This window comes from Pedosphaera parvula Ellin514 (genome assembly GCF_000172555.1).
Taxonomy (GTDB): domain Bacteria; phylum Verrucomicrobiota; class Verrucomicrobiia; order Limisphaerales; family Pedosphaeraceae; genus Pedosphaera.
In genome coordinates this window covers 58,262-83,676 of the sequence record NZ_ABOX02000008.1, presented here as the reverse complement: position 1 = coordinate 83,676, position 25,415 = coordinate 58,262, and the positions used below count along the sequence as shown (strand labels likewise).

Here is a 25,415-nt window from a genome sequence, read left to right as displayed (position 1 = left end):
AAAAAATGAAATGTTATCAAGGTTCTGGGTGAACACCCCATTGAGACACCCCCTACTCTGAAGAGTATAGTAGTTAGGCGTTAATGCGCTTGGATTTAACCCGGAGACCATTAATCGAACTAGACTGATAAAGACGGATTGCAACGTGAGAATTAAAGTATTTTATGTCCTACGCACCGAATCGTTCTGAATTGCTGATATCGAATGGAAACACTGGCTCCAATCCTCAACCCGCTTCCCAAGGCATACATTCTCGAACGAGTACCCGCCTTCCCAGATCAATATCTTCCGATAAAAACCGCCGGAAGATTGATCGGAATTTCCCCTTAATTGTTCATTGCCATTTGTGTTGGGATTGGGTTTGGCAAAGACCGCAGCAATTCCTCTCCCGCCTGAGCGAACGCCATCAGGTGCTCTTCGTCGAAACACTTGCGCCCGATCCGCAGCTGGTCGCACCCATCGCCCGTTTCGAAACCCTTCCCGCCCATCCCAACATTACGCGTTTGCGCATGCAATTTCCCACGTGGCGCTGGAACAACGGAGCCTACGTTGACAAGCTGCGACGCAAGCTGCTGCAAGAGGCATTGCTCGGACCGCTCGCTGGAAAATTTGAAAATCCGGTGCAGTGGTTTTACGATCCAATGGCCGTGACTCCATTCGCGGGACACATGGATGAAATTGCGACAGTCTACGATTGCATGGACGAACTTTCCAAGTTTCGTCACGCCGACCCCGAGTTGATAAATCGCGAAATGCAATTGCTCGCCAAGGCGGATGTAGTGTTCACCGGTGGCAGCAGATTATACGACGCCAAGAGCAAACATAATGACAACTGCCATTTTTACGGCTGTGGTGTGGATAGTGAACATTTTGGAAAGGCACGCGACCCCAGAACCGCTCTGCCTCCGGAACTAAGAAACAAGGGCGATAAAAAGATGCTCGGCTACTTCGGCGTCGTTGACGAGCGGATGGATTATGAACTTATCGCGCGACTGGCCGATGCCAACCCGAATTGGGAAATCGTTATCGTCGGCCCCCTGGCCAAGGTCGAGGAATGTGTCCTTCCCCGTCGCTCAAACATTCAGTGGCTGGGCGGCAGGCCTTATTCCGAGCTGCCGGCCTATTGCAAAGCCTTTGACGTTTGTCTCATGCCGTTTGCCCTGAACGAAGCCACGGAATACATCAATCCGACCAAGGCCCTGGAATATATGGCCACCGGGACCGAGATCATCAGCTCAGCCGTCCCGGATGTGGTAAGAAATTTCGCCAGCGTGGTGAAAATTGCGAACTCGCACGATGGCTTCGTTTCGCTTTGCCAGCGCGCAGTGGCCGAACCTGACCGGGCAGCAATTGAGCGCGGCATAAAGATGGCCGCCAATCACTCCTGGGATTCCATTGTGGCACAAATGGAGGGACACATTGAGGACGTGCTCGCCAACAAACTGAACGTGGCGTCAGTCTGAATCCAACCTGAATGACCAGACCAAATGATAAGGGGACACTACAATGGAGATGTTTGATTATTTGATCGTCGGAGCCGGTTTTGCCGGAAGCATCCTGGCCGAGCGTTTGGCACGCGGCTGCGGAAAAAAGGTATTGATCGTGGATCGGCGTCCCCACATCGCGGGAAATGCCTATGACCACTATGACGATGCAGGAATTCTCGTTCATAAATATGGACCTCACATTTTCCATACTAACAGCCGGGAGGTCTTTGATTATCTTTCCCGCTTTACAGAATGGCGGCAGTATCAACATCGCGTGCTGGCTTCCGTCGATGGCCAATTGGTTCCCATTCCGATTAACCTCGACACCATCAATCGGATGTATGGCGTAAATTTAAATTCATTCCAGATGGATGAATTCCTCGCGAACCGCGCCGAAAAGCTCGAACATATCCGCACCTCCGAGGATGTGGTGGTCAGCAAGGTGGGACGGGAATTATATGAAAAATTTTTCCGAGGCTATACCCGCAAACAATGGGGACTCGATCCCTCCGAACTGGACGCGCAAGTCACTGCCCGCGTTCCAACGCGCACGAATCGTGATGATCGTTACTTCACTGACAGTTACCAGGCGATGCCCAAACAGGGCTTTACCCGGATGTTTGCCAACCTGCTCGACCATCCCAACATCAAGGTGATGCTCAATACGGATTACCGGGAAATCAGGGATATGGTGCCTTATCGCGAACTGATCTTCACCGGCCCCGTGGATGAATATTTTGATTACTGCTACGGCAAGCTGCCTTATCGTTGCCTGGAATTTAAACACGAAACCCACAACAAGGAAATGCTTCAACCGGTCGCAGTCATCAATTACCCGAACGATTATGCTTACACACGCGTCACCGAGTTCAAACACCTGACCGGCCAGGAGCACCAGAAGACGAGCATTGTTTATGAATTCTCGCGCGCCGAAGGAGATCCTTATTACCCCATTCCGCGGGCTGAAAATGCTGAGTTATACAAAAAGTATCAAACCCTGGCAGAAGCAAATAAGGGAGTTCATTTTGTGGGCCGGCTCGCTACCTACCGTTATTACAACATGGACCAGGTGGCAGCCCAGGCCCTGACGGTTTTTGCCAACCTCATCGGCTCAAGCCGCGCCCAAGCTGCTGAACTGCAGTATGAACCCCGCCTGACTACCTTGACTGTGCCCATGGGCATTGCCGGGAATGGTCATGCCATCGGCAACGGACACAGTCATGGAAACGGCCAAAGCAATGGTCATTCCAATGGAAACGGAAATGGTTCCTGTCGCACTCAGGATCGTAAAACCAACCCTCGACGGCGCACTTTTAATTCGACCTAGTGGGGCAACAAATCGTTTTCCCAACCCGGCCTTGAATGCCCGGTTCGCAGGGACGGCTCTGAAGCGGCTTCTCCCCGGCACAAATGATATTTAATGATTCCAATCACTGTCCATCTTTCTGCTCTCAGTAAATAACGGGAACCATTGCCAGATTGCACTTTGAGTTTATCGTGAGGGATTACGGTCAAAGAAAGAGCTGTTTACCTCTGATAGGCGGTTACGCCGCCACCATAAGAATTTGGAAGTCAGAAAGATAACTAGCAGCAGGCTGAGTGGACTGCTCCAGTCGATCAGTTTATTTGGACAATTTTTGGAGCTTCAGTGTAACGGAGTACGTTGGCATTTGGAGTACCTGGGATTGTTGTGGCTGCTTTAATTTGAAAACGCATTATGCAGGTTGAGTTTGCTTGTCCCCGGCCCGAATATCCACGTCCCGATCGCCAGCGAGGCACACGTGAGGGAGTCGATTGGCTGAATCTGAATGGCCCCTGGCAGTTTCGCTTCGATCGTTACCGTGTAGGCATCGATGAAAACTGGTTCATTCCCGACGAACAGGAATGGCGCGAGCAAATCATCGTGCCTTTCTGCTGGGAGTCACTGGCAGCCTGGGGTGAAGGTGGGGCGGCCGGCAACGAAAACTACTATTCCACCCGGGTATTCTACAATCCCCTCGAAATCACCAAAGCCAACCATCGTGCGGCGGCGCGGTATGAAGTGGGCTGGTACCGGCGAACCATTGAAATTCCAGACAACCCTGCGTGGCAGGGCAAACGGGTTATTCTCACCATCGGGGCGGCTGATTTTTTCACGGACTGCTGGTGCAACGGTCAGCATCTCGGGCATCACGAGGGAGGTTACACCCCTTTTGAATATGATCTGACCGATACCCTGGGTGACCCCGAACCTGATGGAAAGAGAAGAGCTCACGTGGTGCTGCGAGTCGAGGATCCCGTTGATAACAACGAGCAGCCGGTCGGAAAACAGTGGCGCTGGTATACCACCACGAGCGGTATCTGGCAGACGGTGTTCCTTGAACCACGCAGCGCCACTTACATCAGGAACTTCAAGATTTACACGGACATAGATGCCGGCACCGCTCGCTTCCAGATCAACTGCGAAAAACCCGGCCAGAATTGCGAGGTCGCAGTGGAAATATTTCCTCCCAACGGAGAGCCCTCAAGTACCTTCAAGCTGGATATAAGCGACGGGGTGGCCGAGCAGGCGATTAAAGTGAATCCTCTGTTGCTCTGGAATCCCAATGAACCTCATCTCTACAAAACCATCCTGCGGTTGCAGAACAACGGTCAGACGGAGGACTCCGTGCGGACTTATTTTGGAATGCGAAAGATTGATTTCGCGCCCGGCGATCCCCCCGATAAACCTGTGGCATTGCGGCTCAACGGCGTTGCCCGTTACCTGCGCGGAGCCTTGCACCAGTCTTATTATCCCGAGGGTGTTTATACCGCGGGAGATGTGCAAACCTTTATCAACGATATCGGCTACGCCAAGAGAGTCGGGTTCAATTTTCTCCGGATACATATTAAAATCGATGATCCACTGCTCCTTTATCACGCAGATAAGATGGGCATGTTGCTGATGGCGGACTTCCCCAATTTCGGAGAAGGAGGCGATACTCCGCTCGGACGCAAACGTTTCGAAGTAATGATGCGCGAAGCCATCGACCGCGATTTTAATCACCCTTCCATTTTTGCCTGGTGCACGTTCAATGAAACCTGGGGTTTTGGCGGACAGGTTGAATTCGTGGATATGATCCACCCGGTAAATCCCAAGGATCGGCCAAAAAACAAACCGCTTTCCTCCGCTGTCTCCGCACAAGGCATCTCCGCAGGCGCCTCGACTGCTGTTTTAGATGCTCCAAAAAAGGAAAAGGAAAAACTGAAGAACCTTAGTTCTCACGCCTGGGTGCAAAGCATGTGGGAACTGGCGAAGAAACTGGACCCTACGCGATTGATCGAGGACATGAGCGTGGTCCACTGGGAACATTTGGATTATTTCGCTCATGGCGATACTGACATCAATTCCTGGCACTTTTACATAAATGATTATTATCGCGCCAAGGAACATATCGCCAAGGTGGTGAACCAGACCTTTCCCGGCTCCAATTTCAATTACGTTCCGGGTTTTGCGCACAAAGGACAACCATTGATTAATAGTGAATATGGCGGAGTCGGCGCTTTGGATGGTGATGTGGATATCAGTTGGACATTCAAGTTCCTCACCAATGAATTGCGGCGGCACGGCGCAATTTCGGCCTACATCTTTACCGAGCTTCATGATGTGGAATGGGAGCACAACGGATTCCTTAATTATGATCGAACCCCCAAGGAATTTGGTTACGATCCCAGGATCATCAACGAAAGTGACACCTTGCCCATGGATGCACCGCCCATTTCACGGGTCGCGCCAGGTCAGGTGTTAAAAGTGGATATAGCCTCTTCGCATTTCTCGTCTCGACCCAACAGGAATATCAGCCTTCGCTGGCGATTGGATGGCCTGGACACACGCGGGCGCATCCATCAATCCATTTCTCGCGGCTGCGTGCCCATTGACTTTCCGCACCGCCGTGTCGCCCATGCCCTCACGGTCGAGGTAACCATGCCGGAGGAATCGATGCTTTGCACGCTGTCGGTGGATGCCTGCAATCTCGAAGGCAAAATAATCGCGCGCAATTTTGTGCAATACTTTGTCTCCGATCATTACCCCTTGATTCGGGAAGCAACACCCCGGTCACTTATCCTGCGTGGAAATCCAGGCGACTGGGCGGCGGCTGAATGGAGCGGCGGCATGGGAGAGCGCGACCAGGAACGGGCTGAGGATTGTTGCTACGGGACAGGTCATGGGTTCTTTGAATGGGTCCTGCCTCTAAACGGCGCTGATCTTTCCAAGGCGCGACGGTTGCGCATCCTATGCGAAATCTCTTCGCACCGCATCGATACGCCTCAGACGGACGATGATATTTTCCCCACCACCCTGCATGGATATCTGAATGGCATCCAAATATATAACTCTATCATCAGAAACCATCCGCATGACAGCCGGGGAGTCTTAAGTTATCTGCGCGGCGGCAAGGGGGCTTACGGCTATCTGGAGCATGGATTTGCCGAAGGAGAAACACTTCAACAAATCGCCCGCCACGTGCTGGACGATCACCTCCATCTGCGCCTGGTCGTGCCGGCGGATGCCCTGGCTCAAGGGGGGCTTACGGTATATGGTGCTGAGTGCGGCGGATACCCCATCTCTCCCACAATCATAATTGAGTGGTAAGGTAAGGCATGAAAGGACCATTACGAATCCTTCATCTGGAAGACGACCCGTTGGATGGGGAACTGATTCGCCGCATGCTCCAATCCGCTGGCCTCGTCCGCGAATGTGTGAGGGTGGAAACGGCTGATGCCTTCGCAGCCGCTCTGGAGCAGCCGTTCGACTTCATCCTGTCGGACTTTACCCTTCCCGGATTCAACGGCATGAACGCCCTGGAAATGGCACACTCAAAATTGCCGGACGCTCCGTTTATTTTCGTATCTGGAACAATTGAAGAAGAACTGGCGGTCGAGAGCTTGAAGCAAGGCGCCACCGACTATGTTTTCAAGAATCGCCTCTCTCGCCTGATTCCTTCGGTCCGACGGGCAATGCAGGCTGCGGGGGAACGCGAGGAAAGCCGCCGTGCTGAAGAGGCCATGCGGCAATCCGAATACAAATACCGGCAACTGTTCGAAAGCTTGAGCGATGCTGCGTTTCTCATCGAACCGCAGAGCGGCCGGATTCTGGACACCAACAAGCAGGGCGAACAGCTACTGGGCAGAACCCGCGGTGAAATTGTCGGGCTTAAACAGGACAAAATTCATATTCCCGAAAAGTTTGAAGACTGTAGAAATTGCTTTCGCGTGGCGGCGGAGCAGGGAACCACATTGGATTGCGAAGCTGAGGTGATAGGCAAGGATGGAGCCTTGATCCCGGTGCACATTCGGGCAGCCCCGATTCTGCTTTATGGACGCAATTTGATGCTGGCACTTTATCGGGACATCACCGAGCGCAAACGGGCGGAAGAAAGAATGCATGAGCAAGCCCGGCTCCTGGACCTGGACCCGGATGCCATCATTGTCCAGGACATGGAAGATCGCATTCAATTTTGGAATCAGGGAGCCACCAGCCTTTACCAGTGGACAAGCGAGGAGGTCTTGGGCCGGGAAACGAGCCGTCTACTCTACCACGATCTGTCAGAATTTGAAGCTGCAAAACAGATTGTCATGGAACGCGGTGAATGGTCAGGTGAACTGCATCAAATCACCAGGGACAATCACGAAGTGGTGGTGTTCAGCCGGTGGAAGGTTGTTCGCAATGAAGCTGGGCAACCGAGGTCCATTCTGCTTGTGAACACAGATATCAGCCAGCATCCGTCTAATCGGCTCGCAGGCGACCGGATCGCCGCAGATCATCTGCCCTTGCGACTGTGAAGCAAAAGCCGCTTTTTGTTTCTGTCAGCCACCGTTTCGCACGCCGCTATTTTTGGATGGGACAAGACCCCATTTTACCTTTCCCTTCATTCAGACAATATTGCTGTGGAAGGAGAACACCAAGTTATGCAAACAGACCTAAGCAACGGCAACAGTGTAAACCTGCAGCAGTTAATCAACGATTTGAAGGTGGTGGTTAATGATGGCGAAGCCCTGTTAAAATCAGGTGCCGCGCAGTTGAGGCAAAAAGCTGCCGCTGGCGCCAAGGCAACCGACGAAAACATCCGCCGTAATCCCTATCCCAGCATGGGGATTGTTTTTGGTGTCGGAGTACTCCTGGGCATTCTGGCCATTAATCTCATGAAGAGTGAAGATCGTTTTGAGAGCAACTGATCGTTGCACCTCGCTCTCCCCGCTTCATGCCAACTCATTCAAATAAAATCGGGATGCTTTCTCACCGCGCATCTTTCATTGAGTTCCGGCTCGTGAATGTGGCTTATTTGCCTGGGCTGAAACGGGCGACATAAATTGAGGAGTGGAGGCATATGTTAAAAACCACGTTCTATATTTGCAAAAGCTCTGAAGAGAGTTAATCTTTCGTCATGGGTGAACCTAAGAAAAAAATGCCAGCGCCCAAGGTTGAAAACACACCCGCAGATCCTTCGCCCTTGGGTCAAATGCTCTCTCACGAAGAACTTGAATCCCTCTCTGCGCTCCAACTGGTGGATGTGATAGCGGGGAAGCTTCCACCACGCCATTCCTCGTTGATGGATTTGATTTATCTGCGCGACCGTGTCGCTGCCATCGAGGAGATGAATGACCAGGCTCGCCAGGCCATCGAAAAGCTGGATGAGATTGTCGAAAAACTGCGCTCGCCTGCCTTTCGTATTGGCACCTTTCTGATGCCGGTTGACGATGATAAGGCACACGTTTGTCTTGGCGGAACGGATTACGTCTGCCGGGTTGATCCAAAAATCCCATTGAACAGTCTGCAAATGGGCCAACGTGTGCTCTGCAATGAAGCGTTCGCGGTGGTGCAGGGCCTCGGCTTTGATAAAAATGGGCCGATTGTCCGCATCGATGAATTGCTCTCAGACGGCCGCCTGCGCATTGGTCAGGAAGCCGGTCTTACTTCGCTGGTGCTCTTGCGCTCAGCACTGCTCGTGAAGGAGAAATTAAAACCGGGCATGGAAGTGCGCCTCGATGTAAACCAGCGGGTGGCACTCGAGGTCATCGGCATGGGCAAGCGCATTGAACGGTCTTTGGAAACCGTAACCGAGTTGCCCTGGTCCTCCATCGGCGGTCAGGCGGAAGCCGTGCAGTCCATCCGTGACACAATTGAACTGCCGTTCCTGCATCGGGACCTCTTCAAACGTTTTCAACATACAGTTCCCAAAGGGTTCCTGCTGCATGGGCCTCCAGGTTGTGGCAAGACCCTGCTGGGTAAAGCCACGGCCTATAATCTGCGTCAACAATTGAAGGCCGAGACCGGGGTGGATCATCCCGAATTCTTCCTCCACGTTAAAGGACCCGAAATTCTAAACATGTGGGTGGGCGAATCCGAACGGCAGGTGCGTGATTTGTTCATACAATGCCGTGAACGCGCGCGCGATGGCGCTTTGGCGTTCCTGTTCATTGATGAAGCCGAATCCATCCTGGGAACACGGCGATCGGGGCGCTACAACAGTATTTTGAGCACGCTGGTTCCAATGTTCTGCACCGAAATGGACGGCTTGGAACCGTTGCAAAATGTGGTGGTAATTTTGGCCTCCAATCGCGCGGACTTGATCGACCCGGCTATTTTGCGACCCGGACGTATCGACCGGAAAATCCGCGTGAAACGTCCTGATCAGACGGGGGCTCAGGCGATTTACGAAATATATCTCAAGGAATCCTTGCCGCTGGCGGAGCCACGCGCGCAACTGGCCCGCGCAGTGACCGAGGCTCATTACGCGCACATTCCGGAAAATCAATTCCTCGAGATTGTATTCCGCAGCGGTAAAAAGGACTTCCTGTATCGTGGCGACATGGCCAGCGGCGCGATTATTGCCGCCATTGTCGAACGGGCAAAGGGTTATGCCATCAAGCGCGCCATCGAGACCAAACAGGAAACTTTTCTCACCCGCGAAGATTTGCTGCTCGCCATGAATCGTGAGTATGAGGAAAATGATCTCTTCCCGCCAACGGATGTTACGGAAGATTGGCTCAAACTAACTGACTTCGACCCGGAAAACGTCATCAAACTCTCGCCTGTGCGTCCTGTTAAAAAGGACACACACACAAGCGGCGTGATCTAACGTGAACCAACATATGGGGATTATCAGGGAGCGCAACTTCTCCCAGACCTTGAGGGAAGTTCGGTTTGATTTTTCTCCCGGCAAATATTTCCAATCGCAGGACCCATCCCTGTGCCGCGCATGAGCTCACCCCTTGTCCAGTTCGGAATCGAAACGGAAATCGGCATCGCCCGTGACAACGACGAGCATTTGGACGTCGTGGCCGAATCGATTGCCCTGGTGCGCAGCGTGGTTGAACCCGGCGTTCTGATGCGCTGGGATTATGAAGCCGAGGATCCCCATGCCGACATGCGCGGATTTCACGTCCCCGAACTCAGGCAGGATACGGATGAGGCCAATTATTTCGCTCAGGATGCCCAGCGGGAATTGAGCTATGTCGAAATCAAAAGTGATCTGGTGCTGGGCAATGGCGCGCGCTTTTACAATGATCATGCTCACCCGGAGTATTGCACCCCCGAGTGCAGCACCCTCGATGAAATAGTGACCCAGGACCGGGCTGGCGAGCGCATCCTCATGGCTTGTGCTCAGCGCCTCTCCGAACAGCGCGGCCATACCGTCCGGCTTTATAAAAACAACACCGATTTCCGCGGCCATAGCTATGGTTGCCATGAAAATTATTTGCTGCCCCGCTCCTTGCCTTGGGGGCTTCTGGCGCAGGGTGTGCAGGCATTCCTGGTCACCCGCCAGATAATTGCGGGTGCGGGCAAATTCGCCATCGAAGAGGAAGACCGCTTTGTCTCCCCTGACTTTCAAATTGCACAGCGGAGCGACTTTTTCAGCGAATTGCAAAGCGTCGATACCATGCAGCGCCGTCCCCTGGTAAACACGCGCGATGAACCACATGCCAATCCCCGGCTTTATCGAAGATTCCATGTGATTATCGGCGATGCCAACATGTCTCCCTTCGCCACCCGCCTGAAGATGGGCACGACTGCACTGGTATTGGAAGCCCTGGTTCGCGATCCCAGGCGGAATTGGCCCATTTTGGCCGATCCCCTGGAAGCATTGCCGGCCATCTCACGGGATTTGAGTTTCAAATGGGAAGTCATGATGGAAGGGGAGAAGCTTTCAACTGCGCTCAACATCCAGCGCGACTATCTCAACGCGGTCAAAGCCCTTTGTGACCTGACCGATCCGAACCGGGCGGCAGTTGTGGCCGACTGGGAACAGGTCCTGAATGATTTGGAAACGGACGTACTGCTTTGCCGCAACCGACTGGACTGGGTGGCCAAAATGGCGTTGGTGCGGGAATTTCAGGCGGCTCAGAACATTGCGGAAAATGATCCCTGGTTGCAAAGCCTGGATTTGGAATATCACCGGCTCGATCTCCGGGAAGGACTTTATTACGGTCTGGAACAAAGCGGAGCCATGCTGAGGGTTCCCGACGAAAATATGGTGCGTCGGGCCATGAGCCACCCCCCCTCCTCAACCCGGGCGCTTATCCGCGGTAAATGCATTCAGAAATTTGCAACTTCAGTGGAAGCGGCACAGTGGGACCATATCATCCTTCAGGCCAATGGAGAATCACTCAAAATTTCATTAACGGATTTGTTCGCACCGGATGAAATTTTGCGGTATGCTAAGCTTGTCGATGGAGCTCGCTCGCCCGAGGATTTGCGAAGTTTGAAAACAATGTCATAATATCTCAAAATAATCTTATGCCCGACCAAGCACAAAAAACCCGGCCTGTCGGTCCTGGCCCCAGTGGCGGTGGAGAAGGCCCCGGTTCACCCAAAGTGGAAAAACCAAACACGGAGGAACTCCTGAAGCGGATGCGCAAAGTGGATCCCGATCAGGCCAAGCGCTATCGTCAACGAACTGGCCAATGAACAGCCAGACGCCGATTGCGGGTGATTTCCTTTCTCTTCTAGACATTCACAAGCTGGTGCCTATGCGCACAGCCACATCGCCTGCGGCACCAACGCAAACGCAGGCGACCACGGTTTTTGCCTTTCATTTTGCCGAGGGAGTCATGATGGCTGGCGATCGCCGCGCCACAGCGGGCAACGTGATCGTCACGGACAAAGTTGATAAAGTCATCGAAATCGACGCCGCCTCACTCCTTGCCATTGCTGGCGTTCCAGCCACCGCGTTTGAAATGGCCCGGGTGCTTCAAATTTCTTTCGAGTATTATCGTCGCAGCCAGCTTCAACCGCTCAGTCTCCAGGCCAAGGTTCGCGCCCTGGCCCGATTATTGCGCGAAAATCTCCCCATGACGATGCAGGGAGTGGGAGTGGTTGTTCCCTTGTTTGCCACCCTCGATCAATCTGCCACTCCTGCCAAACCACAGATTTATTTCTACGATCCTCTCGGCGCTCAATTTCAGGCCACAGATCACGTTGCTTCCGGCTCCGGCTCGGGAACCATTCGCAGCATCATGAGTTTCCAGGAACAGTATGGAAACCCCAAACCATCTCAGATGAATTTAAAGGAAGCGGTGAGGTTCGCCTTGCGCCTCCTGATGGTGGCTTCCGAATTCGATTCGGCAACCGGCGGGGTAAACCCTGTGACCGATACCTATGCAACGATCAAACTCCTGCGCAGCACAGGAGTGGAAACCATCACTGACAAACAACAAGCCGACCTTTTGAAATAATGGGACATTAGAAGGGATGAATCTACTCACCAATGACTGAAGAACCGTATCGTTGGCTGGAGGCGGTTGCCAACCGCCGTGAATACGTTCGTGAACAACTGAAAGGCGGCTCGCCAGCTTTCGCGGCCAGCATGCCCGAGGGTATTTTGCTGCTCGGTGTGGGCAGCGGACAATCCAAGGTCTTCGAATTATTTGACCGGCATGCTCTTGCCGGACTCGGACATCCCGCGGATATCGAAAAAATACGACAAGCCGCCATCGATGCGGCTCACACTGAAGCTTTCACCCGCGCTCCCGAAGATGTGAGTTTACGCCGATTGGTCAGCTTCGGCTTAAGCCCCCAGCTCAAGACCAACTTCGAGCAAATTTTTACCGCTCCATTTCTAGTCGAGATGGTGTTGGCGGAGCTCGGTTCCACGCCGGAAAAGGACACGCTATTGCGGCTCCATTTCGACGGCTCCTTCCAGGTTCAAACCGGAGCCGTGCTGGTGGCCGCCAGTCAATCGGAACCCGAGGCTGCAGCCCAGGCCTGGCTGGCCAGGGAGTTGGCCGGCAAAAAGGATCGCAAACAGGTCGCGGATTTGTTGCTTCAAGCCTGGTGGGCCTTGTTGGAGAACAAGCCTGCCGGCGAAGGGACAGAGGCGGAACGTCAGAAAGGCTGGCGTGAGCTGGCCAAGGGGCGGGTTGTGGAGATCGGCTGGCTGAATCGTGGTAGTTCCCGTGCGGCGAAATATGAGGCTCTCACCCCAGCGCAGGCTGGATTATGATCTGTGCTATATTGGAAACAGGCGCTGATGCTCGCAGTTAATATTGTTCTCTGAGAATCAAGATAAAGCGTTTTAGGGGCTCGATCTGGATCTCACGATGGAGGCTTCAGCGCTCGTGTTGTTTATGAATCGCATTGTAGGACTGGAAACAGAATATGGCTGTCTGACCAATACGCCAGCGGGCTCGTTCATCGCCGTTGAGCGCGTGCGGGATTGGATTTTCGGACGGGAGGAATTTGGACTCATCGACGTGCATCATCGGGATTGGGATGAACCGCCGGGCAACGGCGGTTTTCTTTTTAATGGAGGTCGTGTCTATATCGACATGGGCCACTTGGAATACTGCACCCCGGAATGTCTCAATCTCGTCGACCTGTTAAAGTACGACCGGGCGGGAGACCTCCTGGCCGTGCATGCACTGAAGGCGCTTGGGCTCAATGGTGAGGTCAGCTTTATTCGCAATAATATTGACCACTACACCGGCGCAACTTTCGGCTGCCATGAAAACTACCTGGTGCGCCGCTCGGCGCCTCTGACGGAAGCGAACGTTCTTTCACTCCTCACCTTCCTGACCCTGCGTCTGCTCTACACCGGGGCAGGGCGGGTGGGAACCACGCTTGCGGCAGAATGGCGCGGTGAAGTCAGCCGGCCCGGTTCGGATGGGATGTTCCAGATGAGTCAACGAGCCGACTATATCAACAACGATCTTTATGAATGGGTGCAGTTCAATCGCTCGATTATCAATACGCGCGATGAACCCCTGGGCGATCCCCGCAAATTTCGCCGTTTGCATCTTCTGCATGGCGACACCAGCGTGTTGCCGGCCACTGTGCTGTTGAAAGTCGGCACCACCTCCTTGATGCTCGATCTGCTCGAGATCAACCATCTGCCCAAGATAGTCCTGGCGGATGCAGTAAAAACTTTTCGCACCCTGTCACACGAACCGGAAGGACCGTGGGTTGTGCGGCTGTCGGATGGACGCTCTACTGATGCCGTGGAACTTTTGCAAAAGTTTTTTGACGCCGCCTGGAGCGAGTTTCATGGCCGCGACACCGAAACTGACGTATTGCTCGATGTTTGGGGTTCGACGCTAAAAGCACTCAGTTTTGAACCTCAGGCGCTGATTGGCAAAGTGGATTGGATCACCAAAAGATGGCTGCTGAATAAATTTCTGGAGCAGGAGAAGCTCGATTGGGATGATCCATGGCTCAAGGCCCAGGATTTGGAATTCCATCACGTGGATGTCACCCGCAGCCTTGGGTTGGCGCTGAACCGCCCACCACCAGCATGGGATTTGACCGACAAGACATTTGATGCTGCGGTACTGGAACCGCCAAACAATACTCGTGCGCACGCGCGCGCCAAGGTCATGCATTTGCTCCGCGAGCATTCTCCGCCTTACTCCATTGACTGGGAAATCATCGGTGTGGAAGGAATTAATCCGCTCAATCTCCTCAACCCATTCGATCCCAATCCGCCTGAGATAAAAAGTTGGTTCACCGAGTTTAGTGGAGCTATCAAGGGGTTTTCAGCTCCCACACGTCCCTCACGCAGGGATACCGGCAAGAACTGACCGACCAGCCGGTTTAGCCGTGTGCATGCACACCCTTGTGCTTGACTTTACCTATATGGGGCACAAAAAATGAGAGCATGATTTTTCATATTAGGTCAGAAAAACGACTCACGCTGCTTCTCAAGAATGCTCCCCTGCTAATGCTGGCTGCCTCTTTGGCCCTTGCCACCGGTTGCAAAACCGCTCCCACTCCCGGTGCCATGGCGCCTCGCGCGAATGACGAAATCATGGTGGCGGGCCAGCGGTTTCATACCGGAACCAAGGTGGTACTGTGGACTGATCCAGGCGGCTACGACGCCTACCGTGTGGAACGCCGTTTTGCTCCTCTCGAGAAGTCCGGCTGGGAAGCCTCCCATGAGGAAGTCAAGGAACTGCAGTCACCAAACCGTTATAACACTCGCAGGGGAACGCTCACGCCCGAGCAAATTGAAGAGGTCCGCGGCGGCGGCTGGCCTTTGCCGATGTTACAGGATGTGGTAGACCAGTTCGTTCTCCATTTTGATGTCTGCGGCACCAGTCGCCAATGCTTTAACATCCTGCAGGATCACCGGGATTTGAGCGTCCACTTCATGCTCGATGTGGACGGCACCATTTATCAAACGCTCGATTTGAAAGAGCGAGCCTGGCATGCCACCACGTCGAACAACCGTTCCGTCGGTATTGAAATTGCCAACATCGGCGCCTACAGCAATGAAGAGAAGAGCCCGCTGGGCGAATGGTACAAGCAGGAAAAGGGCAGGACCCGCATCACCATCCCGGAAAGCTTTGGCGGTGACAGTGCCCTGCGCACGAAAGGATTCGTGGGCTATTCCGCTCGTCCCGAACCGGTCAAAGGGGTGATCCAAGGGCGCGAACTTACCCAATATGATTACACCCCCGAGCAATATGAAGCCTTGGCTCACCTGACGGCCGCACTGTGCAAAATTTTCCCGAAAATTACGTGCGATTACCCAAAGGACACCTCTGGAAATCTCATCACTCACAAGCTTTCGGATGCAGATTTAAAAAATTACCACGGAGTAATGGGTCATTACCATGTCCAGACTGACAAAGTGGACCCCGGCCCGGCGCTCCAATGGGATCGCCTGATCACCAAGGCTCAAAAATTGAGATACGCCGGTTTCACGAAGACCGTCGAAGATACTTCCAAGGGGCAATCACGCAGTCCCTTTGGTGCCGGCAACTAGACTGCCAACTTAACATTTAAAGACGCCTCCCAGCGAGGCGTCTTTTTTCATTAATGACGGACCGGGGCGAAATTTTTCAAGCAACTCTTTTTCCTTTTTAGCCCTTTTAATATGAGGAAAACGCCTGATGGAAGAAAAATAACTGCTCTGGAATATTCCAACCGTGAGCCGTGTTGCATGAGAGGCAGCCGACGCATTTTGTTGGTTGAAGAAGAATTTAGTAAGTGTTGCGCATCGCATGGGGAAGACTGGGTTTAAGTAGGTTTTATTGGCTTGCGACCAGGGAGAGCGGTTTAAATTTTCCACCACTCTGACCCCTCATTACCAGACGATTTCCGGATCGGCAAAGTCGCCTGTCATTTTTGCGGGCAACCGCCATACATGCTCTCCTTTTTGGTTGGTAAAGTAGAGACACGATTCCGACGGCTGGCGGGCATTTCCATCAGCCCATATTGCATAGAAATCAGGGTGGGCATCAACGGGTTTGCGCACGTAAGTATGATTGCGTGGACTGTGCTCGGTCAATTGCTTCACTTTTCTCCAGGAGCCGCCTTGATTCTGACTGGTCCACATGACCACTTCACCGCCGGGATTGTAAGGCTGAGGTCCCGGTTCTGTTGGAGCGATTATCCGCCAGGTACCATCGGCTTCGATGTAGAGGGAACCATGATCGTAATTGTTATGGGAGGTGGTGAACACATTGAACTCCCAATCCTTCCCGGTCCAACGCGCGGTCTTCCAGGTGCGTAGATCATTCTTCGGACCTGACTCAAACCCTTTGCTGGTGAGAAAAAGAATCACTGGATTTCCCTTTCCATCAAACGCGATGTCCTTGAGATAAACCAGCCGCCCTTCAGCTCGCGAATCGTATATCAGCGCAGGATTGTTGGTGGCAGTCAGCGGCAGCTCAAGGGTTTTGCCATCCGCTGTCGTCCAGCTTTTGCCGGTATCGCGCGTTTCCAGATAATAAATGTTGGCGCGGCCATTCAATCCGAGTGGCTTGGGATGAAAATCAAGAGCTGTGGCCAGACGGGTCCCTTCACGCCAGCTGATCTGGTAATCTCCCATTTCGATGTAGGCCAGTTTCTGCCCCGGGTTCCATTTTTCACCGTCCTGACTGGTCATCCAGAAGAGATTGCGCCCTTCGGAATAACGCGTATGCAGGAACAAAAATCCTTTTCCGGGCAGCCACCACGGTTGTGTATAAGAGAAGTTCGTGGTGAGAATCCGATCGAAAGCATCAATGGAGTATGGCTTTCGGCTGCGATGAATGTAGGACGGGCGGGCCGTGCCATGCGAGGAGGAGAAAATCCAGATGAATCCCTTGTCATCGAGCATCAATGTCGGGTTGTCATGAGCGTCATCAGTGTGTTTGTTCAGTAGAATTGTGGGACGCGGCACTTTGCCTGTCTTGTGATCATAATAGGAAACCATGTGCAGCAACTGTTGCTTGTCCTTTCCGGTGTGTGCCGTGGTTCCTCCATAACAGAAAAAGGTTTTGTCCACTTCCTTGCAATAATAAGCGATGGGAATTTGTTGTTGGGGATACGTGGCGAATCCGCCGCTGTATTTGAACTTGTATTCGTCCTTGGAAGGCTGATTCATGTACCAGATGCCCCGGTAACCGTCATCCTTGCTGTAAACGGCTTCGCTGGAAGAAGGATGCTCCGCGGCTGTAGATAGGAATGAAACACAGACTTGGATCAGGATTACCCAACCCGCCATGGCCATGATCCTGCCCGGTTCCCATCGGGGCATCCTTAAGAATCCTGAATTGGTAATCATTGTGTCAGCATCATATCAATTCAAAAGGATTTGCCCCGCAAAATGTTATCCCTCACCTGAGGCGGGATGCGCATTAACCTCTTTACATGTCAGCCTCCCGCCAGAAATAATGGGATATGCCGAAATATCGCTGGCTGTCTCTGACGTGCATGTGGGTGCTGCTGGTTCTTCTTTCCAGCTCCCCCTCTTTTGCCAGCACCGGTTTTAAGGTCGATGTCTTTGGCGTTCAAGACGGCCTGCCGCAGGGATCGGTAATTTCCTTGATTCAAACAAGAGACGGATATTTGTGGATGGGAACCCTGGGAGGATTGGTGCGGTTCGATGGTATGCGGTTCAAGGTCTTCGACATCAGCAATACTCCGGGACTGAACAGCAGCGAAATTGTCTATTTGTTCGAGGATAGCCGCAGCAACCTCTGGGTGGGCACCCAAAGCACAGGCGTGCTGCTGATCAAGGATGGGAAGGTCAGTTCGTTAAACGATTTTGACAAGGGACAGGAGAGCCGGTTGGTGTCGGTTTGCGAAGATGACAACGGAGTAGTGTGGCTTTATACCGCCGACGGTCAACTCGCCCGCTATCGCGATGGACGGGTGATACGTGTGCCAGGCCGCCTACCGCCGAGCCTTTATCGTTCAGTCATCATGGAAGAAGGGCGAACGCTGTGGGTGGGGATGGATCACCGGCAAGTGGGCTTGAATCCAGGGGCAGTGGCCCACTCGGACGCGCTTCCACCGCTGGAGTATGATGTCCGCCTGGCCAGGCTGGAGTTGTTGCTCGCCAGCAAGGGCGGAGGCTACTGGCGTGTGGCCGATGGACACGTGCAAAAATGTCAGGGGAACCGGGTGGAAAAGGACCTGGGCGGTTATCCCTGGAAAAAACTGCCAACTTGTGCTTGTGAAGACCAACAAGGAAACCTGATCGTAGGCACGCTCGGTGACGGATTATGGTGGCTGGAGGCCGATGGCACTTTCACGCAAATCTCGGAGAAACAAGGGTTGTCACACAGTTACCTACTTTCCCTCACCATGGACCGGGAAGGAAATCTCTGGGCGGGCACCGATGGGGGCGGACTGAATCGCATCCGGACAAAAAACTTCAAGGCGGCGGAAATCAGCTCGCTCCCTTTAACTGTGCAATCGATTTGCGAGGATGCCGCGGGAGGGCTGTGGATCAGCACGAAAGGCGGAGCGCGTTATTTAAATGGCCCCGAGTTGAAAGAATATGGACCGATCCAGGGACTCGCCAGTACCAATGGGCAATCGATTTTTGTTGATCGGAATCAAACCGTTTGGGCCGGGACAGATGGGCTCGGACTTTTCCAACTTCAGGACCGGTTGTTTCAGGAAGCGCCCGGCTCGGCGGACATCGGCAGAAAAATTCAGGTTATTTATCAGGATGCCAAAGGAGTGCTATGGGTCGGCACTGAAAAAGGTTTGGCCCGTTGGGATGAGCAGGCATGGAAGTTATTTCCCATACGAGAAGGACTGGGTGTGCGTGCTCTCGCGAACGGCACTCATGGGGAACTACTGGTTGGGACCGATGGCGGGGGACTCTATCTGTTCGCTCATGATAAGTTCACGCACTTTGGAACGGAGGCCGGTCTTGCCGAAGAAAAGGTATCGTCGTTGCTCCTGGACGGGGAGGGTGTTTTGTGGATGGGCACACGCGGGAAAGGATTGCTCAGAAGCAAGGCCGGCCAGTGGACAAGATTCAGCATGGATGACGGGTTGGCCAGCAACAGCATCAATTACCTGCTTGATGATGGACTGGGATTCCTGTGGCTGGGTTCCTACGGAGGCTTGCTGCGCGTTCAGAAGCAGCAACTGGCAGAATTCGCCAAAGGAAAAAGCAGTTCGATTACCTGCCGGGTTTATGGCGAGGCAGACGGTTTGCCCTCCGGTGAATGCACGGCAGGTTCGCAGCCGGCGGCCTGCCGCACACGAGATGGAAAACTTTGGTTTCCAACCTCGCTGGGTCTCGGATGGATAGACCCTTCAAAAATTCAGCGCAACACCAATCCGCCGCCCATTGTCATAGAATCAGTTCTCGTCGATGGGCGATCGCAGAATACGAATGGCGTTCGGACAAAACTCCCCGACACCATAACTCTCAAGCCGGGACAGGAACGGATTGATATCGAATTCACCAGCCTGAATCTTGCGGCTCGGGACAAGGCGCGCTTCCAATACCGCATGGAGAGGCACGAAAAAGAATGGACGGATGCAGGAAACCGCCGCATCGCAAGCTACCCCAAACTGCCCCCAGGGAATTATCGCTTCCAAGTCAAGGCTTGGAACGAAGACGGTGTTGGGAGCACAGCTGATAGCACGCTGGCTTTTGTGGTCGAGCCGCCGTTCTGGCGCACATGGTGGTTCATCACGGCTACAACGCTTTTACTGGTGGGGATCATAGTCGGCATCGTTCATTATGTCTCCACGCAGAAACTCCAGCATCAACTGGCCAGCTTGAAACAGCAGCAGGCTCTTGAGAAGGAACGCCAACGCATCGCCCGCGATATCCATGACCAGGTCGGCGCGAGCCTGACTCAGGTGTCGATGTTGGGTGAGATGGTGGAGAGTGACAAAGACGTTCCGGAGGAAGTGGAGGCTCATGGCCAGCAGATAGCCCAGACGGCACGCGAAACCGCGAAGGCGCTGGATGAAATTGTTTGGGCCGTGAACCCGTCCAACGACACGCTCGACGGGCTCATCACCTATTTTTGCAAGTACGCACAGGAATATCTGTCGGTTGCTAATTTGCGCTACCGGCTGGACGTTCCCCAAAATCTGCCAAATACTCCAATTCCGCCTGATCTCCGGCACAATATTTTTCTCGCAGCCAAGGAAGCTGTGACCAATATCGTGAAGCATTCCAAAGCTTCAGCGGCCCGGATTCGGCTGCATTTGGAAACAGACCGCTTCGTCCTGGACATTGAAGATAACGGAAAAGGAATGGCAGACATGGACCCGGCTCGCGCCAAAACCCGCAACGGCCTCAGCAATATGCGCAAACGCCTGGAAGAAGTGGGCGGCAGCTTTTCAATAGGTCCCGGCGCGGAGGGAGGCACACTGGTTCGCCTGAGCGCACCGCTCGGAAATCACAAATTTGACGCGAACAGGAAAGCAGTGTAACAACGTGCTGGTTCAATCGACCTCATTATTATATAGATGCCAATCACAGTTTCCATCGTTGAAGACAGCGAGCAGGTCCGCAACACGCTCGAGAAGCTGCTTAATCGGGCGGATGGCTTTAAATGCTTAAGCCAGTACGCCAATGCCGAGGCGGCGCTTGAGGATTTGCCCAAGGACAAGCCGGAGGTGGTGTTGATGGACATCAACCTGCCCGGCATCAATGGAGTTGAATGCGTGCGCCGCTTGAAGCAGGCGGCTCCTGATCTTCAAGTGATGATGCTGACAGCCTATGAAGATACGGAGAACATTTTCGCCGCCCTCGCAGCTGGCGCCTCCGGGTATCTCCTGAAACGCACCCCACGCACAGAGTTATTGGAAGCAATCAGGGAAGTGAAACGGGGCGGATCTCCGATGTCCACGCATATTGCCCGCAAGGTGGTGCAATCGTTTCGGGCTCCCACCGCTGCCACCCCGCCACCGGAGCACAATCTTTCGACACGCGAACAAGAGGTCCTGGACTGCCTGAGCCAGGGATTCCTCTACAAGGAAATCGCCGAGAAGTTGGGGATCAGTTACGAAACCGTTCATACTTATATCCGGCGCATATACGAGAAGCTGCAAGTCCGCACCCGCACGGAGGCAGTGGCCAAGTTTCTCAAGCGCTAGGAAATTCAGCAAAGTCCGGCCTTCGCATTTCCCGCAACAAAGCTTAAATCTCCCTCTACCAGCCCTGGTGAGCGCGAAGAACGCTTGGCAAATTCCCGCGTTCCTGCTTTAACTCTCCCAGCAACTCATGATTTGGGGTACCCGCAAGAGTTATGATCTCCTCTAAAACAAGCACCTCCCTGGCTAAGGCGCTGCTGATAATGCTATTGCTTGGCAGGGGCACTCCCGAGCCAATGGCAACGGTGACGGCTGGGCCTGTGACTCTTTCTGTCATTGATTTACAAATCAACTCCGTGAAAGGAAAGCGTGCAATTGCTTTCAAGGTTTCGACCGATGCCGTGGAAATTCGAATTACAAATAGTGAGCCGACCAAAGTCATTCAGGGAAAGTTGTATAAGGGAAGCAAGCGCCTCTATGAAGTAGCCGGTAAAGGAGTGATCGATGAGGTGAAAGGCACCGAAGAAGGATTCAAGTTGAGAACGCCGGATGGCAAACTCCTGTGGAAAATTCATCTCTACCCGACAAAGCTAAAAATCAGCGATAACGAAGAGGACAAAAACGCTTACGTTCTCGAAACAAAGGATGGCCAGGTCAATATTCAACTCGATGAAAGGTCCATCGGAACTGTGACTCGCAATAGCCCCGGTGAAGTGAATGCAGGCAACAGCGATGGTAAACCCTCCTTTGTAAGCCATTTCTCGCGTCTGACCGTTGCTCCTGGAATCATGCTGTTGGACAAGATTCCAGAGCCGGAGAAATACCTTATTATCGCCGAACTCCTGGCACGAGGCCGATGATTCTTTCTTACGCTCCCGGGGTCGGATGCGATGCTCCAAAGGAACCATTCCGGGAAAACATCGATTCATTCCTTTTGAAAGCAAAATGATTTTCTATTTTGCTATGGCGGTTTCTGCGGCAAATTAAGTGCCGTGAGTAATGTGGAACTGAACGATGCACTTTTTGCCAAACTGGCCGGCTGGGAAGCCGTGAAACAGGCGCGCACTCTATTGGTTGGAAATCGCGTGCTCAGTTCAGAGTGGCAACCGCCGACACTCAAAGGAACTGTGCAGGAAGGCAGCACCACGCTTCGCGCCGGGCTCGTCATCCGCAGCGCCTCCGACGCTGATAACCTTTGCCCTTGCCGCGATTCTCGCCAGCGCGGGTTGATTTGCGCGCATTCAGTAGCCGTCGGCTTGCACTACGTCAAAGGCCAGACACCAGTGCCCCAGACCACGGATAAGAAGCCGGTAAAATCAGAACCTGCCAAGGTGGTGCCAAAGGCCAGCAGCAAGGCCATCCAACGGGCGGCCATCGGGGAAAGAGGCGAGCCTTTGGAAATCTTTGCCATTCTGCCCCCCAATTTTGCCGAGGCAGCCACGAAGGGCAGGGTAATGCTGTACCTCGAAGGAAAGTGGCAGGGAGGCCGTGTTCCTCTGAATGCTCTCCCGCTGAGCACGCCATTCCAACTTACGGAGCAAGACTCGGCTCTGCTTAATGGCGTGGAACAATTGGCGGAAGGCGACACTCCGGCGATGCTCATGTTGAACGCCAGCCAACTGGTTGAACTCCTGCCGAAGCTGGCCGGTCATCCCAACATGACCTTGGGCAAGACTCAAACGTTGGAAATTTCGAATGACCCGTTGCCGCTCAAAATCGAAGCCACCCTTCAAGAGAACGGAGAAATCGTTCTTCGCCTGAAGGGCGCAATCCCGAATGGCCTGTTGCGGGGAGCAACGTCATGGGCTTTTCAAGGAACAAAATTGCAGCCGTTGGGTTTGCCCGCCGGACTGGAAAACTTATTGAACGGACCGCTGCGCATGCTGCGAAATCAGGTTCCTCAATTCCTCAACATTGAGTGGCCCAGGCTGGCAGCCAATTCCGATGTCGCAGCGAATTTTTCACTGGAAGATTTTGAATTGGAACCGGCGACTCCACGCTTCAAACTGCACCTCGCTGGTGGATTGGCAATGCTGGAAGCGAAGCTGGAATGTTTCTATGGCGACAAGCCGGTGGCTTCCATGGCTGCCGATTCGCCCTGGCTTGCCGACCCGGCTTCGCCCACGACCTACCGCACTCGCAATTTTAATGCAGAACAGGAAGCCTTGGCGCGCCTCCTGCGAAATGGATTCACCGGCCCGGATGCAAAAGGTCTTTTTCATCTCAACGGTCAAAATCCTGTTCTAAACTTTTTCGCGCGCGAGTATCAGCGTCTGGAAAAAGACTGGATCGTTACCCTGGAAGAGCGGTTGGAACGCAGCACGCAAAATAATCTCGAGCGCATCGAGCCGAAATTTCAGATTACTCCTTCCGGTGAGCAGTGGTTCGACCTAAGCGTCACGTACGACACACGCGGGGGCGAGCGTTTTGCCCCGGCAGATGTGCAACGCCTCCTGCTTTCCGGCCAAAGCCACACTCGTCTGAAGAACGGCAAGTATGCCATCATCGACACCGGCGCAGTGGAAGAATTGCAGGAGGTCCTCGTCGATGCTTCTCCGCAGCAGCATGCGAATGGCTATCGCATGAGCAATGCGCAGGCCGGTTTTCTCGAAGCCACATTGCGCCAACAGAGTGGTTGGAAAGTGCAGGCACCCACAGCCTGGACACAGCGGGCCGCACAGCAACGTGGCGATATAAAAATCGAACCGCCGCCCTTGGGTGAACTCGATTCAGTTCTTCGCCCCTACCAGAAGGAAGGTGTGGCCTGGTTGCAGTTCCTGCGGGACAACGGGTTCGGGGGCATTTTGGCAGACGAGATGGGCCTCGGAAAAACTTTGCAAGTGCTGGCCATAATCAATGCGCTACGTAGTCTCAAAAATCTGAACGCGCCCGTACTCGTGGTGTGTCCCACCTCACTCGTTTTCAACTGGGCGGCCGAGGCTGCGAAGTTCACTCCTGAACTGCGCGTAGTGGCGCTCCACGGGCCTCAGCGTCACAGTCTGTTCGCGGAGATTTCCCAAAAAGATTTGGTGATTACCAGCTATGCACTTCTGCGGCGCGATGCGGAACATTATCGCGGCCTGGAATTTGACACGGTGGTGCTGGATGAAGCACAGCACATCAAAAACCGCCAGACACAGAATGCACAGGCGGTAAAATCGATTCGAACCAGGCGGCGACTGGTGCTCACCGGCACGCCACTGGAAAATTCCGTACTGGATCTCTGGTCCATCTTCGACTTCCTGATGCCGGGGTATTTGGGTTCGGCTCAAGATTTCAAGGAACGCTATGAGGCTCCCATCGTCCGGGAGAAAAACCTCGAGGTGCAGAAACGGCTGGCGCGCCGTTTGCGCCCCTTCATGTTGCGCCGCCTGAAACGGGAAGTTGCAAAGGATCTGCCCGAGAAAATCGAGCAGGTAAGCTATTGCGAACTCAACGAAGGTCAACGCGCGCTTTACCAGCAGGTGCTTGAGGCCAGCCGGAAAGAAATCGTCAATGCCGTGGATGCCAATGGCCTGAACAAAAGTCGAATGGTCGTACTCACGGCCTTGTTGCGGCTGCGGCAAATCTGTTGCGACTTGCGTCTTCTGGAATCGAAGTTGGAAGCCAAACCTTCTGAGCCTTCTGGAAAAGTGGAACTCTTCGGCGAATTGCTGGAAGAAGTCGTCGATGGGGGACACCGCGTATTGGTCTTCAGCCAGTTCACCACGATGCTTGGATTATTGCGCGAGCGGTTAGCGGCTGAAAACATCGAGTTTTGTTACCTGGACGGTGCGACGAAGGACCGCGCCCAGGTCGTGGAGCGATTTCAAAGAGACTCGCGCATTCCCGTGTTCCTCATCAGCCTCAAGGCGGGCGGCACCGGTTTAAATCTGACCGGCGCCGATACCGTCATCCATTTCGATCCCTGGTGGAATCCAGCGGTCGAAGCGCAAGCCACGGACCGGGCCCACCGAATTGGTCAGAAAAGGGTGGTCACCAGCTATAAGCTGATCACGCGCGGAACCGTTGAAGAAAAGATCCTCAATTTACAAACCCGTAAACGCGCACTCTTTCAGGGGATGTTGGGTGGGGAGGAACAATTGGCAGAAGCGCTGAGCTGGGAGGAAATTCAGGACTTATTGACGTCCTGAGCGTGGCAGCTTTCGATGCACGACATATCACCGGCTTTTCCCTCGCGTCAGCAA

17 protein-coding genes are annotated in these 25,415 nt (G+C 53.5%); 16 read left to right on the top strand and 1 reads right to left on the bottom strand.

The window, feature by feature from the left end:
* Positions 1-344: 344 nt before the first annotated feature.
* The 12 genes from CFLAV_RS08350 (at position 345) to CFLAV_RS08300 (ending at position 15,709) form a co-directional block, all read left to right on the top strand.
* Positions 345-1,463 carry a glycosyltransferase gene (locus CFLAV_RS08350; protein ID WP_160164526.1) on the top strand — a complete coding sequence of 373 codons (1,119 nt, stop codon included), beginning with the start codon at positions 345-347 and terminating at the stop codon, positions 1,461-1,463.
* Between the two features lie 49 nt (positions 1,464-1,512).
* Positions 1,513-2,814: a UDP-galactopyranose mutase gene (glf, locus tag CFLAV_RS08345; protein ID WP_083808827.1), complete on the top strand. Its 1,302-nt coding sequence runs from the start codon at positions 1,513-1,515 to the stop codon at positions 2,812-2,814.
* A 390-nt stretch (positions 2,815-3,204) separates the two neighbouring features.
* Positions 3,205-6,099, top strand: coding sequence for a glycoside hydrolase family 2 protein (locus CFLAV_RS08340; protein WP_007414242.1), 2,895 nt, complete (start codon positions 3,205-3,207; stop codon positions 6,097-6,099).
* 8 nt (positions 6,100-6,107) lie between these two features.
* Positions 6,108-7,289, top strand: coding sequence for a PAS domain-containing response regulator (locus CFLAV_RS08335; RefSeq protein WP_007414241.1), 1,182 nt, complete (start codon positions 6,108-6,110; stop codon positions 7,287-7,289).
* A gap of 126 nt (positions 7,290-7,415) precedes the next feature.
* The gene (locus CFLAV_RS08330) at positions 7,416-7,682 is read left to right on the top strand and encodes an ElaB/YgaM/YqjD family protein (protein ID WP_007414240.1); all 267 of its coding nucleotides are present in this window, start codon (positions 7,416-7,418) and stop codon (positions 7,680-7,682) included.
* Between the two features lie 230 nt (positions 7,683-7,912).
* Entirely contained in the window at positions 7,913-9,586 is a 1,674-nt protein-coding gene (locus tag CFLAV_RS08325) for an AAA family ATPase (protein ID WP_237712380.1), read from the top strand.
* A gap of 120 nt (positions 9,587-9,706) precedes the next feature.
* Positions 9,707-11,227, top strand: a complete 1,521-nt coding sequence (locus CFLAV_RS08320) for a proteasome accessory factor PafA2 family protein (RefSeq protein WP_007414238.1) — start codon at positions 9,707-9,709, stop codon at positions 11,225-11,227.
* Positions 11,228-11,244: 17 nt separating this feature from the next.
* Positions 11,245-11,415 (top strand): ubiquitin-like protein UBact, encoded by a 171-nt coding sequence (locus tag CFLAV_RS34825; RefSeq protein WP_007414237.1) that lies wholly within the window; start codon positions 11,245-11,247, stop codon positions 11,413-11,415.
* Positions 11,412-12,182, top strand: coding sequence for a 20S proteasome subunit alpha (locus tag CFLAV_RS08315; protein WP_007414236.1), 771 nt, complete (start codon positions 11,412-11,414; stop codon positions 12,180-12,182). The genes CFLAV_RS34825 and CFLAV_RS08315 overlap by 4 nt, the downstream gene beginning before the upstream one ends.
* Positions 12,183-12,214: 32 nt before the next feature.
* Positions 12,215-12,949: a hypothetical protein gene (locus CFLAV_RS32040; protein ID WP_007414235.1), complete on the top strand. Its 735-nt coding sequence runs from the start codon at positions 12,215-12,217 to the stop codon at positions 12,947-12,949.
* Between the two features lie 124 nt (positions 12,950-13,073).
* Positions 13,074-14,522, top strand: a complete 1,449-nt coding sequence (locus CFLAV_RS08305; protein ID WP_083808825.1) for a proteasome accessory factor PafA2 family protein — start codon at positions 13,074-13,076, stop codon at positions 14,520-14,522.
* A 77-nt stretch (positions 14,523-14,599) separates the two neighbouring features.
* Positions 14,600-15,709, top strand: coding sequence for an N-acetylmuramoyl-L-alanine amidase (locus CFLAV_RS08300; RefSeq protein WP_007414233.1), 1,110 nt, complete (start codon positions 14,600-14,602; stop codon positions 15,707-15,709).
* 321 nt (positions 15,710-16,030) lie between these two features.
* Here the strand turns inward: CFLAV_RS08300 and CFLAV_RS08295 are convergent, their stop codons facing one another.
* Positions 16,031-17,467 (bottom strand): BNR-4 repeat-containing protein, encoded by a 1,437-nt coding sequence (locus CFLAV_RS08295; RefSeq protein WP_007414232.1) that lies wholly within the window; start codon positions 17,465-17,467, stop codon positions 16,031-16,033.
* Between the two features lie 143 nt (positions 17,468-17,610).
* Between CFLAV_RS08295 and CFLAV_RS08290 the strand changes: the two genes are divergently transcribed.
* The 4 genes from CFLAV_RS08290 (at position 17,611) to CFLAV_RS08275 (ending at position 25,361) form a co-directional block, all read left to right on the top strand.
* Positions 17,611-20,625, top strand: a complete 3,015-nt coding sequence (locus CFLAV_RS08290; RefSeq protein ID WP_007414231.1) for a sensor histidine kinase — start codon at positions 17,611-17,613, stop codon at positions 20,623-20,625.
* Between the two features lie 36 nt (positions 20,626-20,661).
* Positions 20,662-21,291: a response regulator gene (locus CFLAV_RS08285; RefSeq protein WP_007414230.1), complete on the top strand. Its 630-nt coding sequence runs from the start codon at positions 20,662-20,664 to the stop codon at positions 21,289-21,291.
* A 152-nt stretch (positions 21,292-21,443) separates the two neighbouring features.
* Positions 21,444-22,088 carry a hypothetical protein gene (locus CFLAV_RS08280; RefSeq protein WP_007414229.1) on the top strand — a complete coding sequence of 215 codons (645 nt, stop codon included), beginning with the start codon at positions 21,444-21,446 and terminating at the stop codon, positions 22,086-22,088.
* A 132-nt stretch (positions 22,089-22,220) separates the two neighbouring features.
* Positions 22,221-25,361 (top strand): DEAD/DEAH box helicase, encoded by a 3,141-nt coding sequence (locus CFLAV_RS08275; RefSeq protein WP_007414228.1) that lies wholly within the window; start codon positions 22,221-22,223, stop codon positions 25,359-25,361.
* Positions 25,362-25,415 lie beyond the last annotated feature (54 nt).

Coding starts and splice junctions, on each gene's coding strand:
- glf (WP_083808827.1), top strand. CDS start 1,513: ATGTTTGATTATTTGATCGTCGGAGCCGGTTTTGCCGGAAGCATCCTG.
- CFLAV_RS08340 (WP_007414242.1), top strand. CDS start 3,205: ATGCAGGTTGAGTTTGCTTGTCCCCGGCCCGAATATCCACGTCCCGAT.
- CFLAV_RS08335 (WP_007414241.1), top strand. CDS start 6,108: ATGAAAGGACCATTACGAATCCTTCATCTGGAAGACGACCCGTTGGAT.
- CFLAV_RS08330 (WP_007414240.1), top strand. CDS start 7,416: ATGCAAACAGACCTAAGCAACGGCAACAGTGTAAACCTGCAGCAGTTA.
- CFLAV_RS08325 (WP_237712380.1), top strand. CDS start 7,913: ATGCCAGCGCCCAAGGTTGAAAACACACCCGCAGATCCTTCGCCCTTG.
- CFLAV_RS08320 (WP_007414238.1), top strand. CDS start 9,707: ATGAGCTCACCCCTTGTCCAGTTCGGAATCGAAACGGAAATCGGCATC.
- CFLAV_RS34825 (WP_007414237.1), top strand. CDS start 11,245: ATGCCCGACCAAGCACAAAAAACCCGGCCTGTCGGTCCTGGCCCCAGT.
- CFLAV_RS08315 (WP_007414236.1), top strand. CDS start 11,412: ATGAACAGCCAGACGCCGATTGCGGGTGATTTCCTTTCTCTTCTAGAC.
- CFLAV_RS32040 (WP_007414235.1), top strand. CDS start 12,215: ATGACTGAAGAACCGTATCGTTGGCTGGAGGCGGTTGCCAACCGCCGT.
- CFLAV_RS08305 (WP_083808825.1), top strand. CDS start 13,074: ATGAATCGCATTGTAGGACTGGAAACAGAATATGGCTGTCTGACCAAT.
- CFLAV_RS08300 (WP_007414233.1), top strand. CDS start 14,600: ATGATTTTTCATATTAGGTCAGAAAAACGACTCACGCTGCTTCTCAAG.
- CFLAV_RS08295 (WP_007414232.1), bottom strand. CDS start 17,467: ATGCCCCGATGGGAACCGGGCAGGATCATGGCCATGGCGGGTTGGGTA.
- CFLAV_RS08290 (WP_007414231.1), top strand. CDS start 17,611: ATGCCGAAATATCGCTGGCTGTCTCTGACGTGCATGTGGGTGCTGCTG.
- CFLAV_RS08285 (WP_007414230.1), top strand. CDS start 20,662: ATGCCAATCACAGTTTCCATCGTTGAAGACAGCGAGCAGGTCCGCAAC.
- CFLAV_RS08280 (WP_007414229.1), top strand. CDS start 21,444: ATGATCTCCTCTAAAACAAGCACCTCCCTGGCTAAGGCGCTGCTGATA.